This window comes from Bacillus sp. 01N45 (assembly GCF_056399205.1).
Map to the genome: position 1 here is coordinate 107,205 of NZ_JBFTQW010000015.1, position 20,804 is coordinate 128,008.

Annotated in this window: 22 protein-coding genes and 2 pseudogenes; 7 read left to right on the forward strand and 17 right to left on the reverse strand. The window is 31.1% G+C overall.

The annotated features are described in order from the left end of the window. The first annotated feature begins 141 nt into the window (after positions 1-141). Positions 142-711, forward strand: coding sequence for a TetR/AcrR family transcriptional regulator (locus AC1DMU_RS26005; RefSeq protein ID WP_088062874.1), 570 nt, complete (start codon positions 142-144; stop codon positions 709-711). Between the two features lie 90 nt (positions 712-801). Here the strand turns inward: AC1DMU_RS26005 and AC1DMU_RS26010 are convergent. The 3 genes and pseudogenes from AC1DMU_RS26010 to AC1DMU_RS26020 form a co-directional block, all read right to left on the reverse strand. Next, positions 802-1,243: pseudogene (locus AC1DMU_RS26010) on the reverse strand (ArpU family phage packaging/lysis transcriptional regulator). 546 nt (positions 1,244-1,789) lie between these two features. Continuing rightward, on the reverse strand, positions 1,790-3,133 hold the full coding sequence (locus AC1DMU_RS26015) for a patatin-like phospholipase family protein (RefSeq protein WP_088062873.1): 1,344 nt from the start codon (positions 3,131-3,133) through the stop codon (positions 1,790-1,792). Positions 3,134-3,307: 174 nt separating this feature from the next. Beyond that, a complete protein-coding gene (locus tag AC1DMU_RS26020; RefSeq protein WP_016089889.1) occupies positions 3,308-3,754 on the reverse strand; it encodes a hypothetical protein in 447 nt (148 codons plus the stop codon). A 235-nt stretch (positions 3,755-3,989) separates the two neighbouring features. Here AC1DMU_RS26020 and AC1DMU_RS26025 point away from each other — a divergent pair, with 235 nt between their 5' ends. Then, on the forward strand, positions 3,990-4,445 hold the full coding sequence (locus tag AC1DMU_RS26025) for an exosporium protein D (protein WP_088062871.1): 456 nt from the start codon (positions 3,990-3,992) through the stop codon (positions 4,443-4,445). Between the two features lie 773 nt (positions 4,446-5,218). Next, a pseudogene (locus AC1DMU_RS26030) lies at positions 5,219-5,405 on the forward strand (hypothetical protein). Positions 5,406-5,979: 574 nt separating this feature from the next. On the opposite strand, the gene AC1DMU_RS26035 reads toward AC1DMU_RS26030, so the two are convergent. Continuing rightward, entirely contained in the window at positions 5,980-6,204 is a 225-nt protein-coding gene (locus tag AC1DMU_RS26035) for a hypothetical protein (RefSeq protein WP_088062870.1), read from the reverse strand. A gap of 507 nt (positions 6,205-6,711) precedes the next feature. Between AC1DMU_RS26035 and AC1DMU_RS26040 the strand changes: the two genes are divergently transcribed. Continuing rightward, complete coding sequence (locus tag AC1DMU_RS26040) at positions 6,712-6,909, forward strand: hypothetical protein (RefSeq protein ID WP_088062869.1); 198 nt, start codon at positions 6,712-6,714, stop codon at positions 6,907-6,909. 18 nt (positions 6,910-6,927) lie between these two features. Then, on the forward strand, positions 6,928-7,140 hold the full coding sequence (locus tag AC1DMU_RS26045) for a hypothetical protein (RefSeq protein ID WP_088062868.1): 213 nt from the start codon (positions 6,928-6,930) through the stop codon (positions 7,138-7,140). Positions 7,141-7,218: 78 nt separating this feature from the next. Here AC1DMU_RS26045 and AC1DMU_RS26050 read toward each other — a convergent pair whose 3' ends face one another. From AC1DMU_RS26050 to AC1DMU_RS26060, 3 genes are all read right to left on the reverse strand, one after another. Continuing rightward, on the reverse strand, positions 7,219-7,533 hold the full coding sequence (locus AC1DMU_RS26050) for a hypothetical protein (protein ID WP_088062867.1): 315 nt from the start codon (positions 7,531-7,533) through the stop codon (positions 7,219-7,221). Positions 7,534-8,330: 797 nt separating this feature from the next. Beyond that, positions 8,331-8,531, reverse strand: coding sequence for a hypothetical protein (locus tag AC1DMU_RS26055; RefSeq protein ID WP_252196074.1), 201 nt, complete (start codon positions 8,529-8,531; stop codon positions 8,331-8,333). 980 nt (positions 8,532-9,511) lie between these two features. Then, positions 9,512-10,108: a complement C1q domain-containing protein gene (locus AC1DMU_RS26060; RefSeq protein ID WP_088062865.1), complete on the reverse strand. Its 597-nt coding sequence runs from the start codon at positions 10,106-10,108 to the stop codon at positions 9,512-9,514. Positions 10,109-10,771: 663 nt separating this feature from the next. Between AC1DMU_RS26060 and AC1DMU_RS26065 the strand changes: the two genes are divergently transcribed. Continuing rightward, positions 10,772-10,990 (forward strand): hypothetical protein, encoded by a 219-nt coding sequence (locus AC1DMU_RS26065; protein ID WP_088062864.1) that lies wholly within the window; start codon positions 10,772-10,774, stop codon positions 10,988-10,990. 286 nt (positions 10,991-11,276) lie between these two features. Further along, positions 11,277-11,885, forward strand: a complete 609-nt coding sequence (locus tag AC1DMU_RS26070; protein ID WP_088062863.1) for a DUF998 domain-containing protein — start codon at positions 11,277-11,279, stop codon at positions 11,883-11,885. Positions 11,886-12,345: 460 nt separating this feature from the next. Here AC1DMU_RS26070 and AC1DMU_RS26075 read toward each other — a convergent pair whose 3' ends face one another. From AC1DMU_RS26075 to AC1DMU_RS26120, 10 genes are all read right to left on the reverse strand, one after another. Next, complete coding sequence (locus tag AC1DMU_RS26075; protein WP_088062862.1) at positions 12,346-13,623, reverse strand: clostripain-related cysteine peptidase; 1,278 nt, start codon at positions 13,621-13,623, stop codon at positions 12,346-12,348. Between the two features lie 101 nt (positions 13,624-13,724). Next, positions 13,725-15,533, reverse strand: a complete 1,809-nt coding sequence (locus AC1DMU_RS26080) for an ABC transporter ATP-binding protein (RefSeq protein ID WP_088062861.1) — start codon at positions 15,531-15,533, stop codon at positions 13,725-13,727. Further along, positions 15,517-17,355 carry an ABC transporter ATP-binding protein gene (locus AC1DMU_RS26085; protein WP_088062860.1) on the reverse strand — a complete coding sequence of 613 codons (1,839 nt, stop codon included), beginning with the start codon at positions 17,353-17,355 and terminating at the stop codon, positions 15,517-15,519. The genes AC1DMU_RS26080 and AC1DMU_RS26085 overlap by 17 nt, the downstream gene beginning before the upstream one ends. Positions 17,356-17,370: 15 nt before the next feature. Next, positions 17,371-19,389, reverse strand: a complete 2,019-nt coding sequence (locus AC1DMU_RS26090; RefSeq protein WP_179196651.1) for an asparagine synthase-related protein — start codon at positions 19,387-19,389, stop codon at positions 17,371-17,373. Beyond that, positions 19,355-19,831 (reverse strand): lasso peptide biosynthesis B2 protein, encoded by a 477-nt coding sequence (locus AC1DMU_RS26095; RefSeq protein WP_016135747.1) that lies wholly within the window; start codon positions 19,829-19,831, stop codon positions 19,355-19,357. Before AC1DMU_RS26095 ends, AC1DMU_RS26090 begins: the two co-directional genes overlap by 35 nt. Further along, positions 19,824-20,102 (reverse strand): PqqD family protein, encoded by a 279-nt coding sequence (locus tag AC1DMU_RS26100; protein WP_016135746.1) that lies wholly within the window; start codon positions 20,100-20,102, stop codon positions 19,824-19,826. Before AC1DMU_RS26100 ends, AC1DMU_RS26095 begins: the two co-directional genes overlap by 8 nt. Positions 20,103-20,200: 98 nt before the next feature. Beyond that, the gene (locus AC1DMU_RS26105) at positions 20,201-20,317 is read right to left on the reverse strand and encodes a lariocidin family lasso peptide (RefSeq protein WP_423778875.1); all 117 of its coding nucleotides are present in this window, start codon (positions 20,315-20,317) and stop codon (positions 20,201-20,203) included. A gap of 35 nt (positions 20,318-20,352) precedes the next feature. Then, positions 20,353-20,472 (reverse strand): lariocidin family lasso peptide, encoded by a 120-nt coding sequence (locus AC1DMU_RS26110; RefSeq protein WP_016135744.1) that lies wholly within the window; start codon positions 20,470-20,472, stop codon positions 20,353-20,355. A 36-nt stretch (positions 20,473-20,508) separates the two neighbouring features. Next, positions 20,509-20,628 (reverse strand): lariocidin family lasso peptide, encoded by a 120-nt coding sequence (locus tag AC1DMU_RS26115; protein WP_016135744.1) that lies wholly within the window; start codon positions 20,626-20,628, stop codon positions 20,509-20,511. A 36-nt stretch (positions 20,629-20,664) separates the two neighbouring features. Then, positions 20,665-20,784, reverse strand: coding sequence for a lariocidin family lasso peptide (locus tag AC1DMU_RS26120; protein WP_016135744.1), 120 nt, complete (start codon positions 20,782-20,784; stop codon positions 20,665-20,667). Between the last annotated feature and the right edge of the window lie 20 nt (positions 20,785-20,804).

Here is a 20,804-nt window from a genome sequence, read left to right on the forward strand (position 1 = left end):
CTAGAAATAAGAATGGTGTATGTTATTCTATAAGAAACAAATAGAGGAATTTCTATTAAGAGTTACAAAATTACAAATGAACTAATACAGTATGTAAAGACCGAAAACTTCGCTAAATATATCAAGGATAGGGTGTAGACAATGATAAAATTAGAAAAAGAAAATAAAAAAATGAAAATCATTCAATCTGCCACAATACTGTTCTCTACGCGTGGTGTCCGTAACACAACGGTTGATGAAATTGCAAAGAAAGCTAAAGTTGGTAAAGGAACTATTTATTATTACTATACAGATAAAACTCAAATATTATGTGACTGCTATATGCGTCATATTCAACTTAAACGCTCACAATTATTTGATTTATATAAAGAGGAAAAGGATGTTTTACTTCGAATACAAAAAATCCTTCATTATATCAGCCTAGAATATCATCAAGACCCATTTGTTTCTACACTCTTTCAAGAATATAAAGAATACCATTCACCTGAAATTATAGCTTGTTTTAAAAAATCTGAAGAAGAAGCAATTAAAATGATAAGTAATTTGCTTGAAAAAGGTTATCAGCAAGGGACTTTTCATAAGGTACCATTACCGCTAACAGCTTTTATGTTAGTGCGAATGATTTTTAACTATGAACAGGATTATATGAAAGATGATAAAAGTGATAAAGAATTTCTGCAGTTGCTAAAGCATATGCTTCTTAAAAACTAGTTTTAACCACATACAAAAAAATAATTGTGGTACAAATATATGAATAAGAAAACCGCCTAAAAGGGTGGTCTTTTTTTGGCTTTAAATCAATTACTTCTTAATTTCTAATTTAAGAGCAAAAGCTAAATTAGAAATTGCTCTTAACTTCCAACGATGATAAATACGTTCAGCCATTCCAATTTCGCTATAGACCATATAATCACATACAGATTCTTCTAAATAACGCTTATTAATAATCTCCCTCTGTATCTTACCAGTACAGCCATGATCTAAGCGGCTTAAAAACTAATCAATACAAAATGACATTAACTCCAGCCACTCTTCATGCTCACTTTGTTGCAAATTAGCAATCGCTATATCCTCCAAAGCCTTTCCAACATTATGTATAGGGCCATGTTCTCTCCTTTCATAAGGAGGAGTGACTTTCATTTCCTTACAAATCATTCCTAACTGTTTATATAAGAACACCCTCTAACTTCTCTTGCGTTGCTGCTCTATCGATTTTTGGTAAGAAAGATAATTGTTTAATCATGTAAAAGCACTCCTTTTTATTTTAAAATCACTTTTGTCTTAACGCTTCGCGTCTACGTTCATAATAAGGACTTTGCATCCTCATTCCCCCCAATTTCACGAGTACTTAATTTTTCTTTTTGTTTTTTCTTCTTTCTTTTCTTGGATTGCTTTTTCACTCACGTAACTGATCTCTTAGTACCTTCATTTTCCCATCTCTCTTTTCAAAATAAAAAGAACACCTATTCCTAAAACAACTTTCATTGCTGCTTTAATGAATTGATGTCCTCTAGTTTTCTAGTAGGACTATATAATATCCCTTTAAAATCCCTCTTCTAAAATTTATTAATTTCTTTTGATTAACTTTATCACTCATGCATGACAACTATGATTTTCTTTTATCAACATAATATTCAGTTTTATCTATTGTTTGATTTAGCTAATTCTCATTTTGACTATTTTAATTTATTTTTTTAAATTCCCCATTTGATAATTTCAAACTACAAGCGTATGAATATTATTAGTATTTTTAAACAAAATAAAAATTACACAAAACATTTTCAATATTTTAAAATTTATCTACATCATGTAAATTCTCAAAAAATCCTCCCGTAAATCTATGTTTTCCACCTCGGCGTAATATTTTTTCTAAATCATCCATATCTTCCGAAGGAAATACAGGAATAGGCACGGTATTTATATTCTCCATGTACTCAGGTAATAACGACCTTAACGCGATATCCATTCTTATTTCGCCCGCACGCATTAAAGTATTAATCTCACTATCATGAAAGCTGTCTAAATCAGTGCGAAGACCAGCTAACAGACTTTCAACATCCTTAGAACGATTTGGTAATTTATAATCAGGTAAAGGAGTTTTATCATTATAAAAAGGATTATTATTTTTTTCGAATAAAGATTGAATAGGTTTACTAAGAATAAGTTGCAATCCTGGGTATATTTTGGAATCTAAGGTTTTTAATAATCTTCTCCTTAAAACTACAATTTGACTATTAGATGTATCTAAAATCCGTTTAGTTAATTCAAAATGTGAAGGTATTTCATCTTCTTTCCAAAATTTTTCAGATGCAGAAGCGTCTAAAACAAGGTAAATTTCATCAATACCTGCGTCTGGATCAGGAATAAATTTCATAGGCTCCTTTCTATGTTTTGTATTTGAAGAGGAGCTACTGTTTTTGTTCTCACCATCTGATATTAATATCGGCTCAGTCCCGATATTATCAAATACTCCTCCATCAGAAAACCAAAGTGTGTCAAATTTCAACAAAGGATTCCCCTGCATTCTATTTTCTGGATCACTAAAATTTCTTCCCTCTAATGATAGTGATATAGGTGCGAATAAAACTGGAAAAGCAGCTGAGGTCGCAACAGCATAAGAAACTGTAATATCATCAAAATCATTTGATTTTCCAATAAGTGTTCCATATATTTCTTGATTGGAAAAATAAAACATCCTCATCGTATCTAAACAAGTTGTATTACAGTACCATTTTATAGAGGAATTTTCTAATTCCTTCATTCTTACCCCTTCACATAAATATTTATCTAACATTGTAGGAAAGGCTTTGCTGCATTTTTCACGAATAGACTTGAAAGATAATGCTTGTTTTGTAAACGAATTCGTGAGTAACTTGGTACGAAGATCTATTTGTCCTAACTTTACCAATGGATTCACTACGCGTTCTTCAAAATCATTTACATTACGGAATGATCCACCTTTATGCAATGCAAGCATAATAGCGGCGGCAGTAATGCTGCCACCTGAAACAGAACTAATACTATTTACACAATGATCTAGCTTGCATTCAACTAAACGTTTATATCCCCCTAATGCATAAAAAGTCGCTCTAAACCCACCTCCAGAAAACGCTAATTTCAATTCCTTCTTCATCTATGATTCCTCCTTAACTCTTCCACCCATAAAGTTCGAGTAAAGTTATGCAAAACGTTTAAATATAAAATACTTATTAGTAATAAAGTAATTCATGGAATGTATCACTTACATGTGATACATTCCATTCAACAAATTGGAAATTAGTTTTGTTTTTTTCTGATATTCAAATCTCTATCTGTACTCTTTCCCATGATACTTAATAAATCCTACAGGGCGATGAGTAAAGTGTATTACCGCATACCCTGGATTACCTTCGCTTGGAGTCGCAGTAGTTTTATCTAAATACTCACCTTGTAATTCAATTTCTTCTCCCTCTTCTAAATCCGGGATACGATTTGGTATTCCTAAATTATCCCCATAACGAATTGCACAAAATACTATGGTATCGATGGTTAATGATTCTGGTAACCCATGAGCATCAATAAGTTCTACTTGATCAACTATAATATGTTGATGAGTACCCCCTTGAGGGTTTGTATCATCTTCTTCCACTTGTTTTATGATTCCTTTAACATGAACAATAGGACCGTGATGTGATAATGGATGACGATGATGCTCCATAGGATGGTCAGCTAAAGTGTGACCATAATGAGGATGTCTTTTTAAATTTTCAATCATAATTCTACCTCCAAATTTTATTATAGATATTGCTCTTTCTTGAACAATCTTTTGTATGTTATATCAAGTTTATTCATTTTTCATTTATATTAGTATAAATAGAAATTCAAAGAATACCTTTTAAAACAGCGTTTTCATTCAGCTTTATAGAGCGGATTTCATATTTTTGTACAAGCACTTTTCCTTTTTGATAAATAGAATATATCGATACCTCGAAAAGGAGATTAAGATAAAGATGGCTGATTACTTTTACAAAAACGATAAAAAATGTTATAAAAAACAATCGAATTGTGCACAGCAAAAAGCTTCCTGCTCCATTGCAACACATACAATATCTGGTACTGGGATTAATTTAAATGGAAATATACTACTAGATATTTTTGTTCCCCCTAACTCAACAATCACTGCATTTGAAGATTTTACTAACAACCATAATAAAGCATTACTTCAATTTTTTGTTATTGGTGGTCTCCCTCCTGTTACAGTAACCATTGTGACAAGGAATTCTTCTAGACCAATTACTGTTACTTTGGAGGCGCTTGATACTAGAATATTTCAAGTAGAAGATTTTAAAAGTCTTATTTTCACAAATGCAACTAACGAAAATGGTGGTGTTAGTATATTCGTTGAAAAAACATTCTGTATTTGCTGTAATAGTGAAAGCAACTCTTGCGATAAATATTACAGTTGATTAAGTATGTAGTAATTATCTTATGCAATTTTCTAAAGGGCACTAATACAAGGTGCTCTTTTTCTCTTGTTATGAAACAAAGACTTCACATACATTAAAATCTTAAGTTGATGGACATGTGGCGGACCCCTACTAATATTCTTGCTTTTAAATCATTTTCAGTATATTATATTCATATGGTAATATAGGAATTACGATATACAGAAAGGGATCAAATCTATTTGTAAGATTTAAATCCTTTTCACAGATAAAAAAATTTCACCAAAACGTAATATAACTTATACTTGTCTTTTTAAGATGTATCTAATAAAAACACATTTTTTATCAATAAAATTGTGTTTTCAATATAAATGAGTACTTTTAAATAGAAGTTTATTTACTTTCAATGATAGGAATTAGTGTTCTAAAATATAGAGAAATAAGGCACCATACATAGTACCTGACAAACTTGAGAGGTTTTGTATGTATTTTGCTCATCACAGATACAACAAAAGAGCCTTACCTATCAAGGCAAGACTCTACTAGTTTAGTTATATAATTTTTACATAACAACTAAGAAACTAAAAACATATAACACCAAGTAGCAGAACCCTAATATTCCTCCTACAGCTAATACCTGTTTAGCCCAACTTTTAATTTTCAGATTACTGTAAATCACTTGTACTCTTTCCATATTTCCTCCTATTATGGCGAACCCTTAAAGACTCTCACCTCCGTATGGTACCATTAAAGAATGACTAGTAGAGATATAATTTTTGTCTAAACGTATAAATATGCAATATTGCATACAAAAATGTATTGTTATATATGTAAGCGCTTACTATAATAAGGTTATAAAGATTCAACACATCTTAATACAAAAACAGAGGAGCGAATAATATGGAAATCGCAATGGCAGTTTTAAAATTTATAGGTGGAGCAATACCATTAATTCAAGAACTTCTAAAAGCATTTATGTAATTCCATGGTTTAGCAATTTTTTATAAATATTATCATACAAATGATCTGTATATCAAAGATAAATTGATTTACAGATCATTTGCGTGATTAAGGTCCCTATAACATGATTGAGGGGCTTTTTAAATTTTTAAATACTTACGATTACGTCACATCAAAATCAAGTTAGCAAAACAAAATGAAACATACGCCAACCATTCCTATGATTCTACAAAAAGAATAGCGTATTTTTCATTTTGGAGCATTTTAAAACTTTAACTCGATGATAATGAGGTAAAAGTTGTGATTTAGAGATACGATCAGATTATACAAAGATACCCCACCGATATGTGGAAGATTAAGAATACACTTGCGAAATTGAAATGATTGAATTAAAAAATTTGATATTTTCATTATTGCATAGGTTTCCTTTTAAATGATATACGTCGACTTTACCATCGATAAGCAATGACTAATGTCTCCTATTCAATCGTAAAGATCACCCATGCCATGTTCTAAAGGAACCCTCTTGGCTAAAACGATAAAAATAAAGAGAGACACTTGTCCCCCTCTCCATAAGTACTTTTATTTTTAAATTTTAAATCATGCCTTTTAATATTAAACCCAAAACCGACATAGTGATTGCGCTAATAATAATTCGTAGAATCCAAGTTGTATTCAGGCTAATCTTTTCTAATTGCTTATTAATTGTAGCTATGTCCTTCTCATTAATTGTTGTGCGAGTTTCTAAATTACGAATATCTCGCATAATTTCTTTTTGTTCTGCTTTTAAATTGTCAATTTTTACATAAACATCTTCCAATACGTTCACACCCTTTTGTAATCGTAATAAAGCAATCTTTACATGATATGAGACAACCTTATTCTTGGTGAATTCATTGCAGGAAATTCCATACAAAATCCGTATTTTGTTAAAAATAAAAAAGAGACAGTTTCCCCTCTTTAAATACATAAAACTTGATTTTATCCAGCTTTATCATTAATACCATTGATTTGTTGCTTTAATTTTAATTCACTTAACTTGCGTCCTATTTGAATTGAAGGTCTCTCAACTGAATAATACGTAATGCTATAAACTGTTTTTATGAGGATTTCGTATAAGTATGATTTAACTGATTAAGGCTATTTTCAAAGACGACATATCAGCGATAATTTTTGTCTATTCTATATAAGTGTTAGCATTTATATATATCTTCTATTTGTCTTAGTTTCTTATATTCACTAAATTCCAATTCCTCTTCTTGTAAATCTATTTATCTAAATGTAAAATTATAAATAAGTTCTAACATTTTGAATCGAGGTGAAAATCATGAGAAGTTTTAGCTCATTAATGATCTCTACTGTTTGTTCAATACTTCTTATAATTTGGAATGTCTACTCCTTCTATAACGGCTTCACAACAGGGCGCACATACTACTGGATTAATGGTATCGCAGCTTTTATCTTCCTTTTATTCTTTATCCTTAACATGCGCGATTTTAAAAAGAAAAACTACAGGACCTCATAACAATAGGAGTTGATACATATGTGGGAAAGATTTAAAAACTATAAGTATTCCTCAAAGGAATTAAAATTCATGCTTTGGTTATTTGGTATTACTTGTTTTGTACACTCGGTTGCTTTCTTTGGCGGACTATTTTCTTCTGAATTTCTTTGGTTTAAAGGTGTTTGCGCTATTGCAGCACTACTAGCTTTTATGGATGTTAAGCGAAAAATTAATAAATACAAGATAGCATGATGAAAAGGAGCCATTACAGGTTCCTTTTTTCTATTCAAAATAAAAAAGCAGCTGTTAGGCTACTTAAAGTTTGTCTTATCACCAAATAAAATGATATATATATTCTCCCGTTACACTTTCATCAACTCCAGCAGCCCTAGCAAATCTCATCACGTCAGCACCCTGAAGGAAATACATTGTTAGCATTACTGGCACACGTGACCACATAAACCGATAAAGTTCATTCACTCTTTGCTTAGTTGTAACAATTAAATCGTTCGCAGGTCCATTAATCCACGCAGAAGTTCTAACTGAAGTAAACGGAAGATCTTTCCCATTCACCACTATTCTCGCCATAATATGTGTTATATCCACATCGATCCCCTCATTCCAAGAATCAAATCTGTTTCCCATATTTACATAAATATTCGTAACTATAAGAAATGTTTAAAGTTAATTTTTTATAAAATAAAAACGCAGCTGATTCGCTACTTTTATTTGTTCCCATCTTTAAAATCAGGGTATTTACTATATTCTTTTTTAATAACGTCTTCTCATGCATTTCGCTTGTAAAGCCCGTTGCTTTTCCTCATCCAAAACTTCTTCAAATGCACATTTTAATCTTCTATATCTAATTTCATCATTTGTACTTTTCCTAAGTTCCGGAAATAGTAACTCCGCTCCTGTATGTTTTGGAATTTTACTTTTAACAGCCGGTAATCACGTAATACCTCTATCACCAAAGGACGTATTTCCTTCTCATTTATATTTCTAGAAGAGTAATTCATACGATACGGTTCCCCTCCGTTCAATCTACTTACTTATAAACGAATTATTTTGTTTAAATTTATACAGCATTGTATTATATTTTCGGGTCTTACTTCATAAATCATTGTCAGGAGAATCTGCATGTTTGCAGATTCTTTTTTTGTAAAATAAAAAAGCAGCGGATTCGCTACTTTAAAGTAAATGATTTAACCTTGAATCCCCTGCATTTTCCTTGCCAGTTAAAGATTACATTATTAGCAGAATTATTATTATTAATCGTACAAGCTTACCTGGGGCAATAGCCTCAGGTATTTTTTTGTTCGTTGTGTTCGTTTGTTTTGTTAAACGTTAAATCCGATTGAAACTGCGCCTTTCAAATTATTAAGTATGAAAAAACACAATAAAAAAGAGTGCTATAAAGATATGCACTCTTTTAAAAGACTCTACCAATCTCGACAATCATCATGATCACGATCACGGTCATGATTACGTCTGCGACGACACTCATCACAATCGCAGTCACGTTTACAATGACAGTCGTTAAAATCGTTTCTTCTGCGTCTACGACCGCATCCGCAAAATACTAGATCATCCCAAAATCTATTACAATCTCGGGAATGTCCAAAATTATTATTCCATCCCATAGATATGATTCCCTTCTCTAAAAATAGAATTCTTTATATTCTATGAATAAATAGTGAAAACAGCTTGTTTACTAGTCTATGTTTTTTTGTTTTAGACTAATAATATTTCAACTTGCAAGTCTACCTCACCCCTTATCTTTCCTTAACAACAAACAAGACGCCAACCAGATCATGGCAGCGTCAACGATAATTGATATTGGTCTTATCATTCGGCATTCTATTTCTTAAATAAAACAGAATCAACAATTGTTAAAATTACCCAATTTATTTCAAGAAACACTGCAATTATTGGCATCAATCAGAAGTAGTGATACCATTTTGTGGAACTACTCATCTTCCACCATTCATGGAGTGGATTAAGCTCTATCATTTATAACTATTCTCCCATTCAAATATCCATTTCATTCAATAAAAAGATCGCACTTGCACCCGTAGATGCTTTTAATATGATAAAGAGTTTCTTATGAGTATTGAAATAAGATAGATACAAGCGAATGAGCCTGGCCTACACTCTTCAATATATGCTTGTCCCCTCAAAAGAGGCAAACGAAAAAGAGCACTCCCCTATATATATTTAAAGCACCTGTATATCAAACGTTTATGTCACCCATCAACCCAGCAAATACAACAGGCTCACACAAAATCCACGACATTCACGGACTATAGATGAATATATAAATGTAATAAGCCTTTTCGTCCTTTTTGCGGATTCTTACCGTCCATGCCCGTTCTCCGGTAAAGTTTTAATAAAGAGTTCTATGTTAACTGTTTATCAACGCATAGATACGTTATCCCCACACTACTTTTCTTTCAAAGAACTGTATAGATATAGTGTAATATCGATTCTGTTTTGAAAAATCCTTGGAAACGTCCCTTTTTTCATCCCTTTTTTGATCGAAAAAAAAGACCTGCATGTATGCAGGTCAAATATAAATTAGGGACTTTACTTAGATAAAATTACTGACGAGATTTCATACTACTTATACTTGTGGAGACGGGAATCTTGCAGCTTCAAAATGCGTACTATTTTCTACATTTGAAATAACTCCAGCTACGCTACTTTGTGCAAAAACCTCAACTATATCCCCTGCATTCAATTGAATTATCGATGAAACAGCTACAACATTAGCAAAGTTTATTGGACCAAAAAAATCATTATCTATTGCAATTGCCGGATTTCCATTAACTCGAATTTCAACCCGCGCTCTATAGTTTACGTTTAGATTATTGGGAATGAACGCAATTGTTCCAATAACAGAATAAACACCTCTTGTCTTTGGTATAAAAATGGATGTTGCAGGGTTATATTCATTTGCTAAATCAAATTGTTCATTTTGGAATAAAACTTTAACAAATGTATTTGCTGGCAAATTCTGATTAACTGTACTCACAGCTCTAAAAGCAGATGCTCTTACAAGATTATATCCGTTATCATCAGAACAACATTTCACTTTTACATTAACCCAAGGCTTTTCCTCATGTTTTTTATCACATTTGTCATAACTCTTACTGCTTTTATGACAATCATGATATTTCTTTTTGGAATCCTTCCAATAATCATCGTAGTAATAAGACATACTAGATTCCTCCTTTAAATTTACTACTACATACTATGTAAGATAGATTAGATAAGTTTGGACGAGCTGTTACTATTTTTAATAGAATTAAAAATCTCACCCTAATGGCAGAACACAACTAAAGTAAACAACTGGAAAGCGATGCTCAGGAGTATAATAACAGTCTTTCTGACATTTTCATTATCTGTGTTTTTAGCCATTATTTTGTTTGTAGGATAAGGATTAAGTTAAAAAGAAAACCTTTAGGTACTCCTGAATAAAACTCAATATTCTGTCGATAATATAGACAACCCATTTCGAACCATATTCCATGATTGGAGCAGTTAGCTTTTACTAACTGCTCTTTTTTTGTAAAAAACGAACACAATTAACTGCAAGCACATATAATATTCTGTATTCCTTTCTCTATAAATTGAAATAGTCATTACAAAATGAATCTCGTCACGAGAGCACTTTATTAAGTGCTCTTTTTGGGATTTAAACTAACACAAAATGAAATTTTTACCACATAGCTAATTGTTAAATATTTTACGCTTATACATTATAATGGAATAGTTATTGTATATTGGCATTAAGAGGAGCGTCCTGATTAAGCGCTTCTCTTTTTTTATACAGTAGCGTTTTGGTTAACATTCACTTATCGCCCGTCAAATATCTACAGATTTGAAACTTTATAGAAAAAACCTTCACTTTAGTGCTTTAGAACAACCACTATTTTTGTTAGCACTTCAATTAATAGCATTTGTATTAATCATTTGTATCATATACGGAATCTTATACAACACTACATTAAAATTAAATATGCCTAAATGGACTGCCCATTCGGTAGCAACGGTATTTTCCCTCGGTAGTGCCTATCGAGCTTTTATGAATTTCATTTAAAAACACTTTTCTTTATTTCTCTCTTTTGTAGAGGAATCTATCCTTTACCATGCAAAAACGTCAGGCAACTTAATGGGTTTCCTGACGTTTTTGCGGTTATTTATTTTCAAATAACTATTTTTTAAAGTTTTGCTCCATCCATTTTTTATACGTCTTTCCGCTAAGCATATTTGTCCAGAAAATCCTATATTATTGAACAGGATTATCGATTCTCAAATTGCAATTTTTCACTTTCGATAATGTAATCATCTATAATGGAACTATACTTTTTCAAGGGAGGAATCTAATGTATATATCAAATAGGATTGGCTTATTTAGCTGGATTGCAACTTGCCTATACTTTTTAATTGAACCTTTCTTTATTTTCACTTCTACAGCACCTTATAACTATTTGCATCATGCAATGAGTGACCTAGGTGTAACAACCTGTGGAGAATTCACCTACGAAATAGCGCCTTATGAAATATGCTCCCCTAATCACTTTTGGATGAATTTACTCTTTATTCTTAATGGAATAACATTTTGTATTGGAGTACTATATATTTCACAACATCTAGAAAAAACAAAAATTAATAAAATAGCAACATTTTTTATACTTATAATAGGAATCTCCACTATAGTTTCAGGATTAATTCCTGCAGATGTAAACCTAATTGGACATTCTATTCTAGTTTGGATAGGTATGCTTACTATATTTCCAGGACTATTTATTTTTGCTAAAAATCTTAAAAAAGCTAGAAAATGGACATATTTCTGTTTACTAAGCTTAATAGTAATAACAATCCTTATCTTACTTGTTTTTCTTTTCCCCTTACCTGCAGGTCTACTACAAAGACTTTTTTACTTGGTTCTTTTCGTTTGGGGAACTGTATTAACCTACAAATTAATAAAATAAAGATTTTATTTAAATTGAATCAACTTTTTACTGGACAAGCATATGTTATTGCATGGAGACATTCACTCATAGAGATCTACCTTTCTTGTCAAAGAGCATGCTTATAATCTGTTATTGTATACAGAAATACTTTTTCATACTTGCTTCACCCAAAACAAAAAGGGCTTCCTCAAGTCGATTAATTGTGTATAGCAAAATAAGCTATTTACACTAATCGGCTCAAAGAAGCCCTTTCAAAATTAAAGTAAGAACAAAACTTACTTCTACAACTCAACCACAACACATCAGGTGTGGGAATAAACGGAATCAAATAAACTAACAATATACCTATATATTACAAAAAAAGTATATTTATATCAAGGTATTTTCAAAAACTATAATACTACTATTTTTCTATTCATTTAATTTTATTACATTCTTTTTTGACTTTTCATTTACTTAAATTCCTGTATATGTCACATCAAATTTTTTTTACTATATTTGTATTTAAAGATTCGTTGCTCACGTTCATGAATTGATTATTTTTTAGATTCCCTATAAATATTTCAAGGAAATCATAATAATCTTTGGAGAAATTATTGTTTTTGTAAAGATTCAATTTCTCATCAAATCTCTCTCTGTCACCTAAAGGGAAAAATAAACAAATACCAGTGGCTTTTTTCCAAGGGCTTTTCACATTATAAACTACAGCCTGATCAACTGCACTCATAATTCTTCTTGAATAAAATGGATATTGAGAATACATTTGTTTTGCCAAATCCCCCAAGTCTACCATTTCTGAATCCTCTGGGCCATCCATTTTTCCGTACTCCTCTACATTACGTCTTGCGGTAAGGATAGATTGAAATTTATCATCATTTAATACATCTACTTTCAATAATCTTGCTATATCATCAAAAGCTTTTGTAATAGGTTTTACCTTAGACAAATCTATTACAGACATAGCTATATCATCTTCTTCTTCATTTTCTATGGCTTGCTTATAAAAACCATCTGCTATGATTCTTCCCAACTCTGCTCCATTCATATTTGGTTTATTTAATAACTTTTCAAATGTATATATATAATTTAAACCATGACCTGGAACCATATCTTCTGAACCAACAATATAATTAGCATACTGATTTATATAACTAAGAGTTTCTAGATTTGTAACTAAACAAGCATCAAATGCTACAATCTCTAGTTTTTTTCTTGTTTTTTCATAAGTGTCTTTAAACGTTTTTTCAAGTTCTGGCAATGTAAGTGGATCCAATCCAAATCGTTCATCATGACCATATCCATATACAGATCCCGATCCATGACCCCATAAAATCACAGCATATTTTTCTGCTGGATACTTTTCCATACCCCAAATCATAAAATCGCTAAGTGTAGATGATTCCCCCATATTCTTAAGTCCAACATCCTCAATTAATTGTAGGGAATCTTTTTGAATTATCCATCTTTGATTGGTTTCTGGATTAATCGCAGGTGTATGCCATTTTTTTGCTCCACCTGTTTCAATAACTATGTTAACTTCTTCTGAAGAGCCTATCTTCAGCATCTCTTTTAAATCTTCAGAAGCTAGCTCAAAATCACTCTCTAAACTAGAACCATCCAAATAAACCATCACAGTATATTTTGCTTTATTTACCTTATTTGTATCTGCTGAAACTTTTATTACATTATCCTCTACTAAACTACAAACCCCTATTAAAAACATTAATATTAATAGTATCCTATACGTTTTTTTCATCTTTATAGCCCCCTTTTACTTGTAAATTGATTCATAAGTAAAGCTCGCATAAAACAATGTATGGAGTTATATTCAACAAAATAAATCTTCAAATTAAAATATTAGCTGTATTTCTTAGCTTGAATAGAATACAGCTCTGCATACTTCCCATCTTTAATTATTAATTCTTCATGGGTTCCTTGTTCTGTTACATGTCCTTTATCCAAATAAATGATATGGTTTGCTAATTTTGCAGTACTTAACCTATGCGTTACAATAATAACAGTCTTATTATCCGCCAGGTTTGATAAAACTCTTATTATTTCATCTTCAGCGTATGGATCAAGTGCTGAAGTTGGTTCATCAAATATTAAGATTTCTGCTTCTTTATCACGCATAAATGCTCTTCCAATGGCAATTCTTTGCCATTGTCCACCTGATAATTCTTGTCCACCAAATAATTTCCCCAATTGAGTGTCATATTCATCTGTCAAGGTAGGAAGCAATTCCTTTACATTGCTTTTATCACTTGCTAGTTGAATCTCATGAATATTATTAATATTTTTCACATCACCAAGGCCTATGTTTTCCCTTAGTAACATTTCGTACCTTACAAAATCCTGTAAAACTGCGGTACACTTTTTTTTGTATTCAGTTGAATCATAATCGTTTAAGTTTTTATTATTATAGTAAATCGAACCTTGACTCGGATTATATAGTCTTAATAATAATTTAATAAGCGTCGTTTTTCCTGCTCCATTTTCGCCAACTAATGCAGTAATTTTCCCTTGTGGTATGTGCAATTTCTTTATACTAAGAGAACTTTCTTCTGAATTTTGATATGAAAAATCTACTTGCGATAAATAGAAACCCGAATCTTTCTCCTGACTCTCTACTAAAGATGAATTTACTCTCTTAGGATTAGGAAATTGAATAAAATTCAGTAAGTTCCTTAAATGTCTTCCTTCCCTCGCCCCTATAGCAATTAATGCAAAATACTCATTAACGCCTTCACATAATTGGATGGTCATACCTAAAAATAAAACTACACTTCCAATTGATACTTCATTATTAATCGCACTATAAATAATAAAAATTATGCTAAAGGAAATTACACAAGCTTGTATAAGCCCCCAAAGCAGACTATGAACAGCCAATTTTCTTTGATCTTTACTTAAAGTTGCTGACAGCTTTTGTACCGTCTTAACATATTTCTCTTTAAAAAAAGGTGTTAAGTGAAATAATTTTACCTCTTGCGCTAATTGTGGTAATAGAGGAACTGACGTATAATATTCAGCTCTCCTCCTTAATTCCATTAATTCTGGCCTACCTTCAAATGTTGCTTGATTTAAATTTACCTCTTTAATAAGTTTTGGAATAGAAACTACTAAAAGAAGAAATGGATACCACGGTAAGAGAGAAAATAGTAATGCAACACTAGCTATAATCTTTACAGTGCCTCCAAATGATTTCATGATTAAATCAATCCACATTGTAATCCAATACTCATTATTTCTAAAAGACCTTATTTTATTATAAAGTTCTTTATCTTCAAAAAACTCAAGACTCTCCAATGTATTAGCTTTTTTCATAATTAATACATCGATATACATCTGTAGTTTCGCTACCAACAATCTTTTTTTCACTTCAAAAAAAGGATTAAATAAATCTGCAGTGATTGTGAGAATAATAAATGTAATGATTATCCAAAACGTGAAATTCGAGTTTAATAATGCTGCAGGGTCTTTTGATAAATCATCAATTACCTTAGTACTTAACCAAATAAGCAATGGCTGAATAATTGATTCCAGTATTTTAATGAGCATAATGTAGGTAAATCCCACTTTATCAGCTTTCCATAGCATTTTTAAAGAAGTCAATGTTTCCCTTGTAAATTTATAAGTATGATATACCTTATTGAGACTTTTCATTTTTCACAGTCCCCTCTAAAGAAAAACTAGATGCTTGCATTAAATACATCTTTGCATATTCTCCTTGCTTATCCATTAATGCTTCATGCGAACCTTGTTCAATAACCTCTCCATCCTTAATTACAATAATAGAATCCACCATTTTTACAGTACTAAAACGATGCGAAATCAATAATACTGTCTTTTGCCTCGTTAATAAATAAAATTGATTGTACAATTGCTCTTCTGATTTAATATCTAAAGCGGCTGTAGGTTCATCCATTATTAGGGTAGAAGCGTTTCTAAAAAAGGCCCTAGCTAGTGCTATTTTTTGCCATTGTCCACCTGAAAACTCTATCCCATTCCATTCATTTCCTACCATTGTTTTATAGGAATCTGAATAACTATTAATTTTCTCGTGTATACCAACGCGTTTAGCTATTTCTTGAATTTGTTTCTTATTTTCAATACTTTCATAATCACCAATTCCAATGTTCTCATCTATTGCTAAACCATATTTTCCAAATGATTGAAAGATGGCAGAAATATGTTTACGAAGATGCTGAATTTCTATTTCTTTTATGTTTATATTATTAATTAAAATCTCCCCTTCATCGGGATCATAAAATCGACAAAGTAATTTTACAATTGTACTTTTCCCTTCACCATTCATTCCTACAATGGCTGTACTTTGCCTTGCATTCAGTCTAAAACTAAGATTTCTTAGAATTTTATGTTCTTTATTTGTTGAATAACTAAAGCTTACATTTTTAAATTCAATATTCATTTCAGACAAATCTACAAACTTTGAATTTGGAGAGATTTGTACATCCGGTTTTAATTTAACAAAATCATGAAAATCCCCCCCCATTCTCCAAAGCTCAAGTGTTTCAACAAATTCATTGGAAACATTTCTTAATAATACATTTAATTGAAATAAGGCAGTTAAATATAAGGCGATATCTCCTATTGTCAAAGAAGCGTTACTTATTTTATAAGTTACCCACAAATAACCAATTCCAGATACTCCCCCAGATAATAAACCAGTTAATGTAATTGGAATTAAAGATTTTGTTTGAATTTTTTTATATGCTGAAAATACTACGTCAAACGTTTCTTTATATTGCTTCAAAAAGAATTCACCCAAATTAAACAGTCTAACTTCCTGTACCGTATTTTTCATTAATAAATTATCCCTATAATAGGACATCTTTCTTCGATTAGATGCAAATTCATTTTCATATACCCATTCCATTGCAGTAAATTTATTGGCATATATGACAAAAGGAATAGCGCTTACAATTAATATCACTGCTAAAAGAGGAGAAAGCGTACCAACTACTATGATGATACTAATTAATGAAATTCCTCCTGTTATTACACTGCCTGTTGATTCAACTATTTGCATAGGTAACCAACTAGTACTGTCTCTTAGAGTCTCAAGTTTATCCCTATATTTGATTTCTTCAAAAAAACGCATACCTGGCATTTTTTCTATAGCTTCTAAAAGTGTCGTATTAATTGTTAACATAGATTTCTCACCTAGTAACTTTTGAATCCAACTCGTAATTGATACAGAGAAAATTCCTATAACAAAAGTAGAACAATATACAATCCCCCAAATATACACGTATGTATCACTAGGATTTGCATTTTTAATTCCATTTAGAATCTCCCTTGTGGCAAATAACTGTATGGCAACAATTAGACCTTCAGCACTAAGTAAAACTAACAAAACTATGACCAAAATCGGACTAGATTTCCATATTATTTTCCCTAAAAAAAAAGCTATGCTCATATTATTTTTAAAATTGAGCATATGCTTTTTACAAAAATTAAACATTGCTCTCCTCTACTTTCAATAGAATGTTGCTTGTTTTAATTCTGAAGAAAAAATACACTTTCCTATATTACGAGGATCCACTGGTTTACTTCTTTCTAAAATATAATCTCTTCCCTTTTCAACTTCTTGTAACCAAATTTCTAACTCTAAAACAGAACGTAAATATTGAAAACTCATCCCTAAATCATTATTTGGATCATTAGATCTTATTAACATTGCAATTAAGTGGTCTCTATATTTCTCCTTATCAATAATCCCTAATTCCGCTACAAAATTCTTTTTATCTTTTGAGAACAATTGTAAAATATTATGTTTTTCATTTAATAAACATTTTCTAGCCATGTGTGCATAAGTCGTTTTTATTTTTCTATTCAATAAATAATCTGGTAAAACATCTTTAAACGCTTTTCTCATCAATTGTTTAGACCCTTTATAATATCCATTTTTATGCCCTTCTAGTAAATCATAATGTTCTTCAGGTGGAACGCAAAAACTAAGTTCAATCATTTTTTTATCATAAAACGGGTACATATAATCTGTTGCTACCCTAGTTGTATCTAAACATCTTGCCCTTGGATATAAGTAATCATAGTGATATCGGTGTCCCCAAAGTTTAAAATCCTTACTTTTTTTATACTGCTCATACTCTCTTTGATTACCTTTATTTTCACGTTCAATATGTTCTGTGGTAAAAAATGGCATGTTCGCTTCCACTTTTTCAGCCCAAACGGTCTTATAGTATAACCTCTCGTTTAAACCTGGAATAAATGGTGCAATTCCATAAGTAAATGTTTTATCTAAGAATCCTCCTACCTTTTTATCAGACCAATTCCATAATTTTGATACTGCTTCTTTAAACTTTTTCTGTCTAAGTAAAGAATCAATGACTAATTCCTCTCCACTCGCTACATAATCTCCACCATCGCCAGATATGGAACGATTGGCACCAACTTCAATAGAGATTGCTGCTACAACTTCATCATACAAAGGATTCCCTCGTGGATCAGGTCCATCTATATACCACATCGGATCTCTTCCTATTTCTGCATTTAAAATCTTGTTAATATCATCCCCCATAATAATGGCATGTTCAATGTTTAAGTCTTGTAATAACTTAGTTACAAGTTCTTTATCATGACTAAATGACATATCGTTAGATTCAAAAGATAGATTAACTCCAAAAATAGAGGAGCTTGAGCCATTGGCAATTGCAGCTCCTAAAATATTTCCTGAATCTAAGCCTCCACTTACATCTAAAATTGTCTTTTTATCTGATATACGAAGTTGAACAACATCAAGCATTGTCTGTCTGAACTCATCCACATAATCCGTAATATTCGTATGTTTTACTTTATTAAGTAGATTATTTAGTCCCCAATACGAACGAATACTTAATTTATCATTTTTATTCCATTGTAAAATTGAGGCTGGTGGTAATCGATAAATACCTTTAAAAAATGTTTCATTGCTATATTCCGCTTCACTAATTGCAAATTGTGTAGTTGGATAATTTAAGCATGCGTTGTAATTAACTGTAAAAGGAATTTCATAATTTAATAGCAACGTTCTTAAATCATTTGATGCACAAAAGAAATCGTCATTTGGATGTTTATAATAATAGATTGGCCTCGTCGCATAAATGTCATTAGCTATTACAAGATTATCCATATTTCGATCAACATATGTAATTGTGAAATCACCATTAGCATTTTGTAATTGATAATCTATATTTGATGTTAAACCCTTATACAGATTTCCCCTAGCTTTTGATGTTAAATTTTCAACATAAGAATGCTTTAAGGAATCACTTAGTACACCATTCATAATTAATGGGGTAGCTAAAAAGGAAATTTGCTCATTGGTCTTTTTATGAGAATCTTTATAAGAGAAATCAACTTCACTTAAAAAAAATCCCTCTCTATCAAAATTAAGTTGGTTACTTATCTTCATTGAACTTAACCAATTTCTTAAATTCTTGTTCCATTGTTTTTTTATAGTATTATTTTCTCCCCACATAGCTATCCACATTCTCATTTTCCGTAACCCACCTTTCAACTCCATCTCTCATTTTAAATATATGCATTACTTGTAGTTTCCCAAGATGATTTTGAGGATCAATAACTTCTCCATTCTCCAACTCAACCCAAGCATGAGAATGTAACTTTTCATCTATTTTTTTAAATCCAATTTTTAATTTTGCATCAATTCCATTTGAATATAGGACAATTTGATTTGTTAAAGAAATAGATACACATGAGGCGATTAAAGCGTCTTGTTCATCCATTTCATATAAATATTTACTAAATGTTATCAGTTCTTTTATATTTATCGGCATTGCTTTTCTCCTTTTAGCACTTTCATACATTGGAAAGAACTGAATGGAGACTTTATTAAACACAACATCAAATGAATCCTCAATTAACAATCCTCTTACTAAATTATGTAAAGCGACAAAATATTCTTTAGAGTTATTCATATTTATCAACAACCATTATTAATTTATAATTAATTAAATCCATTACACTTTCATCCACTAATTTTTGTATCTCCTCTTTAGAATTATCGAATTTAGATAAAAATTCTTCTACAATTGATTTTTTTTCAAATAAATTCTGATTAAAATTATCCCAAATTTCTTTATGAGCACCCTCTAGGCCATAGTATTCACCTTCACTAATATGCAACACAATTGTCTCTTCCTCATTAGCAATAGAAGTGACAGTATTAGAATTCTTTTTTAACAGCATAATTGTCTCCTCCTTCATTTTTTAAGAAGAATAGTAGAACTAGATTTCTACTATTCTTCTTAGATAGTTCATAAATCAAGTTTTCTATTTTACAATTTTTAACGCCTACGGACTCCTTTAGCTCTAGTGCCATCACCTGGCTTCTTTGTCTTAGCTAAGGTTACCGCCATAAACGATCCGTATCCCTTTACTTTTCCTACTTCTAATTTTTTCATTTTTCTTCCCTCCTATCCTCTTTATTTAAGAAGGTTTATAGTCCTTTACGAATTCCTTTTGTTCTTGTTCCGTCACCTGGTTTGTTTTTCTTTGCTAATGTTACTGCCATAAATGATCCATATGCCTTTACTTTCCCTGCTTCTAATTTTTTCATGTTTCTTCTCTCCCTTATTTTTTAATTTAATAACGTTTATAGTCCTTTACGGATTCCTTTTGTCCTTGTTCCATCACCTGGTTTGTTTTTCTTCGCTAATGTTACTGCCATAAATGATCCATATGCCTTTACTTTCCCTGCTTCTAATTTTTTCATGTTTCTTCTCTCCCTTATTTTTTAATTTAATAGCGTTTATAGTCCTTTACGGATTCCTTTTGTTCTTGTTCCATCACCTGGTTTGTTTTTCTTCGCTAATGTTACTGCCATAAATGATCCATATGCCTTTACTTTCCCTGCTTCTAATTTTTTCATGTTTCTTCTCTCCCTTATTT

What these genes read in the sequence shown, in the direction of transcription:
- AC1DMU_RS26005 (WP_088062874.1), top strand. Translation starts at nt 142, where the DNA reads ATGATAAAATTAGAAAAAGAAAATAAAAAAATGAAAATCATTCAATCT.
- AC1DMU_RS26015 (WP_088062873.1), bottom strand. Translation starts at nt 3,133, where the DNA reads ATGAAGAAGGAATTGAAATTAGCGTTTTCTGGAGGTGGGTTTAGAGCG.
- AC1DMU_RS26020 (WP_016089889.1), bottom strand. Translation starts at nt 3,754, where the DNA reads ATGATTGAAAATTTAAAAAGACATCCTCATTATGGTCACACTTTAGCT.
- AC1DMU_RS26025 (WP_088062871.1), top strand. Translation starts at nt 3,990, where the DNA reads ATGGCTGATTACTTTTACAAAAACGATAAAAAATGTTATAAAAAACAA.
- AC1DMU_RS26040 (WP_088062869.1), top strand. Translation starts at nt 6,712, where the DNA reads ATGAGAAGTTTTAGCTCATTAATGATCTCTACTGTTTGTTCAATACTT.
- AC1DMU_RS26045 (WP_088062868.1), top strand. Translation starts at nt 6,928, where the DNA reads ATGTGGGAAAGATTTAAAAACTATAAGTATTCCTCAAAGGAATTAAAA.
- AC1DMU_RS26050 (WP_088062867.1), bottom strand. Translation starts at nt 7,533, where the DNA reads ATGGGAAACAGATTTGATTCTTGGAATGAGGGGATCGATGTGGATATA.
- AC1DMU_RS26055 (WP_252196074.1), bottom strand. Translation starts at nt 8,531, where the DNA reads ATGGGATGGAATAATAATTTTGGACATTCCCGAGATTGTAATAGATTT.
- AC1DMU_RS26060 (WP_088062865.1), bottom strand. Translation starts at nt 10,108, where the DNA reads ATGTCTTATTACTACGATGATTATTGGAAGGATTCCAAAAAGAAATAT.
- AC1DMU_RS26070 (WP_088062863.1), top strand. Translation starts at nt 11,277, where the DNA reads ATGTATATATCAAATAGGATTGGCTTATTTAGCTGGATTGCAACTTGC.
- AC1DMU_RS26075 (WP_088062862.1), bottom strand. Translation starts at nt 13,623, where the DNA reads ATGAAAAAAACGTATAGGATACTATTAATATTAATGTTTTTAATAGGG.
- AC1DMU_RS26080 (WP_088062861.1), bottom strand. Translation starts at nt 15,533, where the DNA reads ATGAAAAGTCTCAATAAGGTATATCATACTTATAAATTTACAAGGGAA.
- AC1DMU_RS26085 (WP_088062860.1), bottom strand. Translation starts at nt 17,355, where the DNA reads ATGTTTAATTTTTGTAAAAAGCATATGCTCAATTTTAAAAATAATATG.
- AC1DMU_RS26090 (WP_179196651.1), bottom strand. Translation starts at nt 19,389, where the DNA reads ATGAGAATGTGGATAGCTATGTGGGGAGAAAATAATACTATAAAAAAA.
- AC1DMU_RS26095 (WP_016135747.1), bottom strand. Translation starts at nt 19,831, where the DNA reads ATGAATAACTCTAAAGAATATTTTGTCGCTTTACATAATTTAGTAAGA.
- AC1DMU_RS26100 (WP_016135746.1), bottom strand. Translation starts at nt 20,102, where the DNA reads ATGCTGTTAAAAAAGAATTCTAATACTGTCACTTCTATTGCTAATGAG.
- AC1DMU_RS26105 (WP_423778875.1), bottom strand. Translation starts at nt 20,317, where the DNA reads ATGAAAAAATTAGAAGTAGGAAAAGTAAAGGGATACGGATCGTTTATG.
- AC1DMU_RS26110 (WP_016135744.1), bottom strand. Translation starts at nt 20,472, where the DNA reads ATGAAAAAATTAGAAGCAGGGAAAGTAAAGGCATATGGATCATTTATG.
- AC1DMU_RS26115 (WP_016135744.1), bottom strand. Translation starts at nt 20,628, where the DNA reads ATGAAAAAATTAGAAGCAGGGAAAGTAAAGGCATATGGATCATTTATG.
- AC1DMU_RS26120 (WP_016135744.1), bottom strand. Translation starts at nt 20,784, where the DNA reads ATGAAAAAATTAGAAGCAGGGAAAGTAAAGGCATATGGATCATTTATG.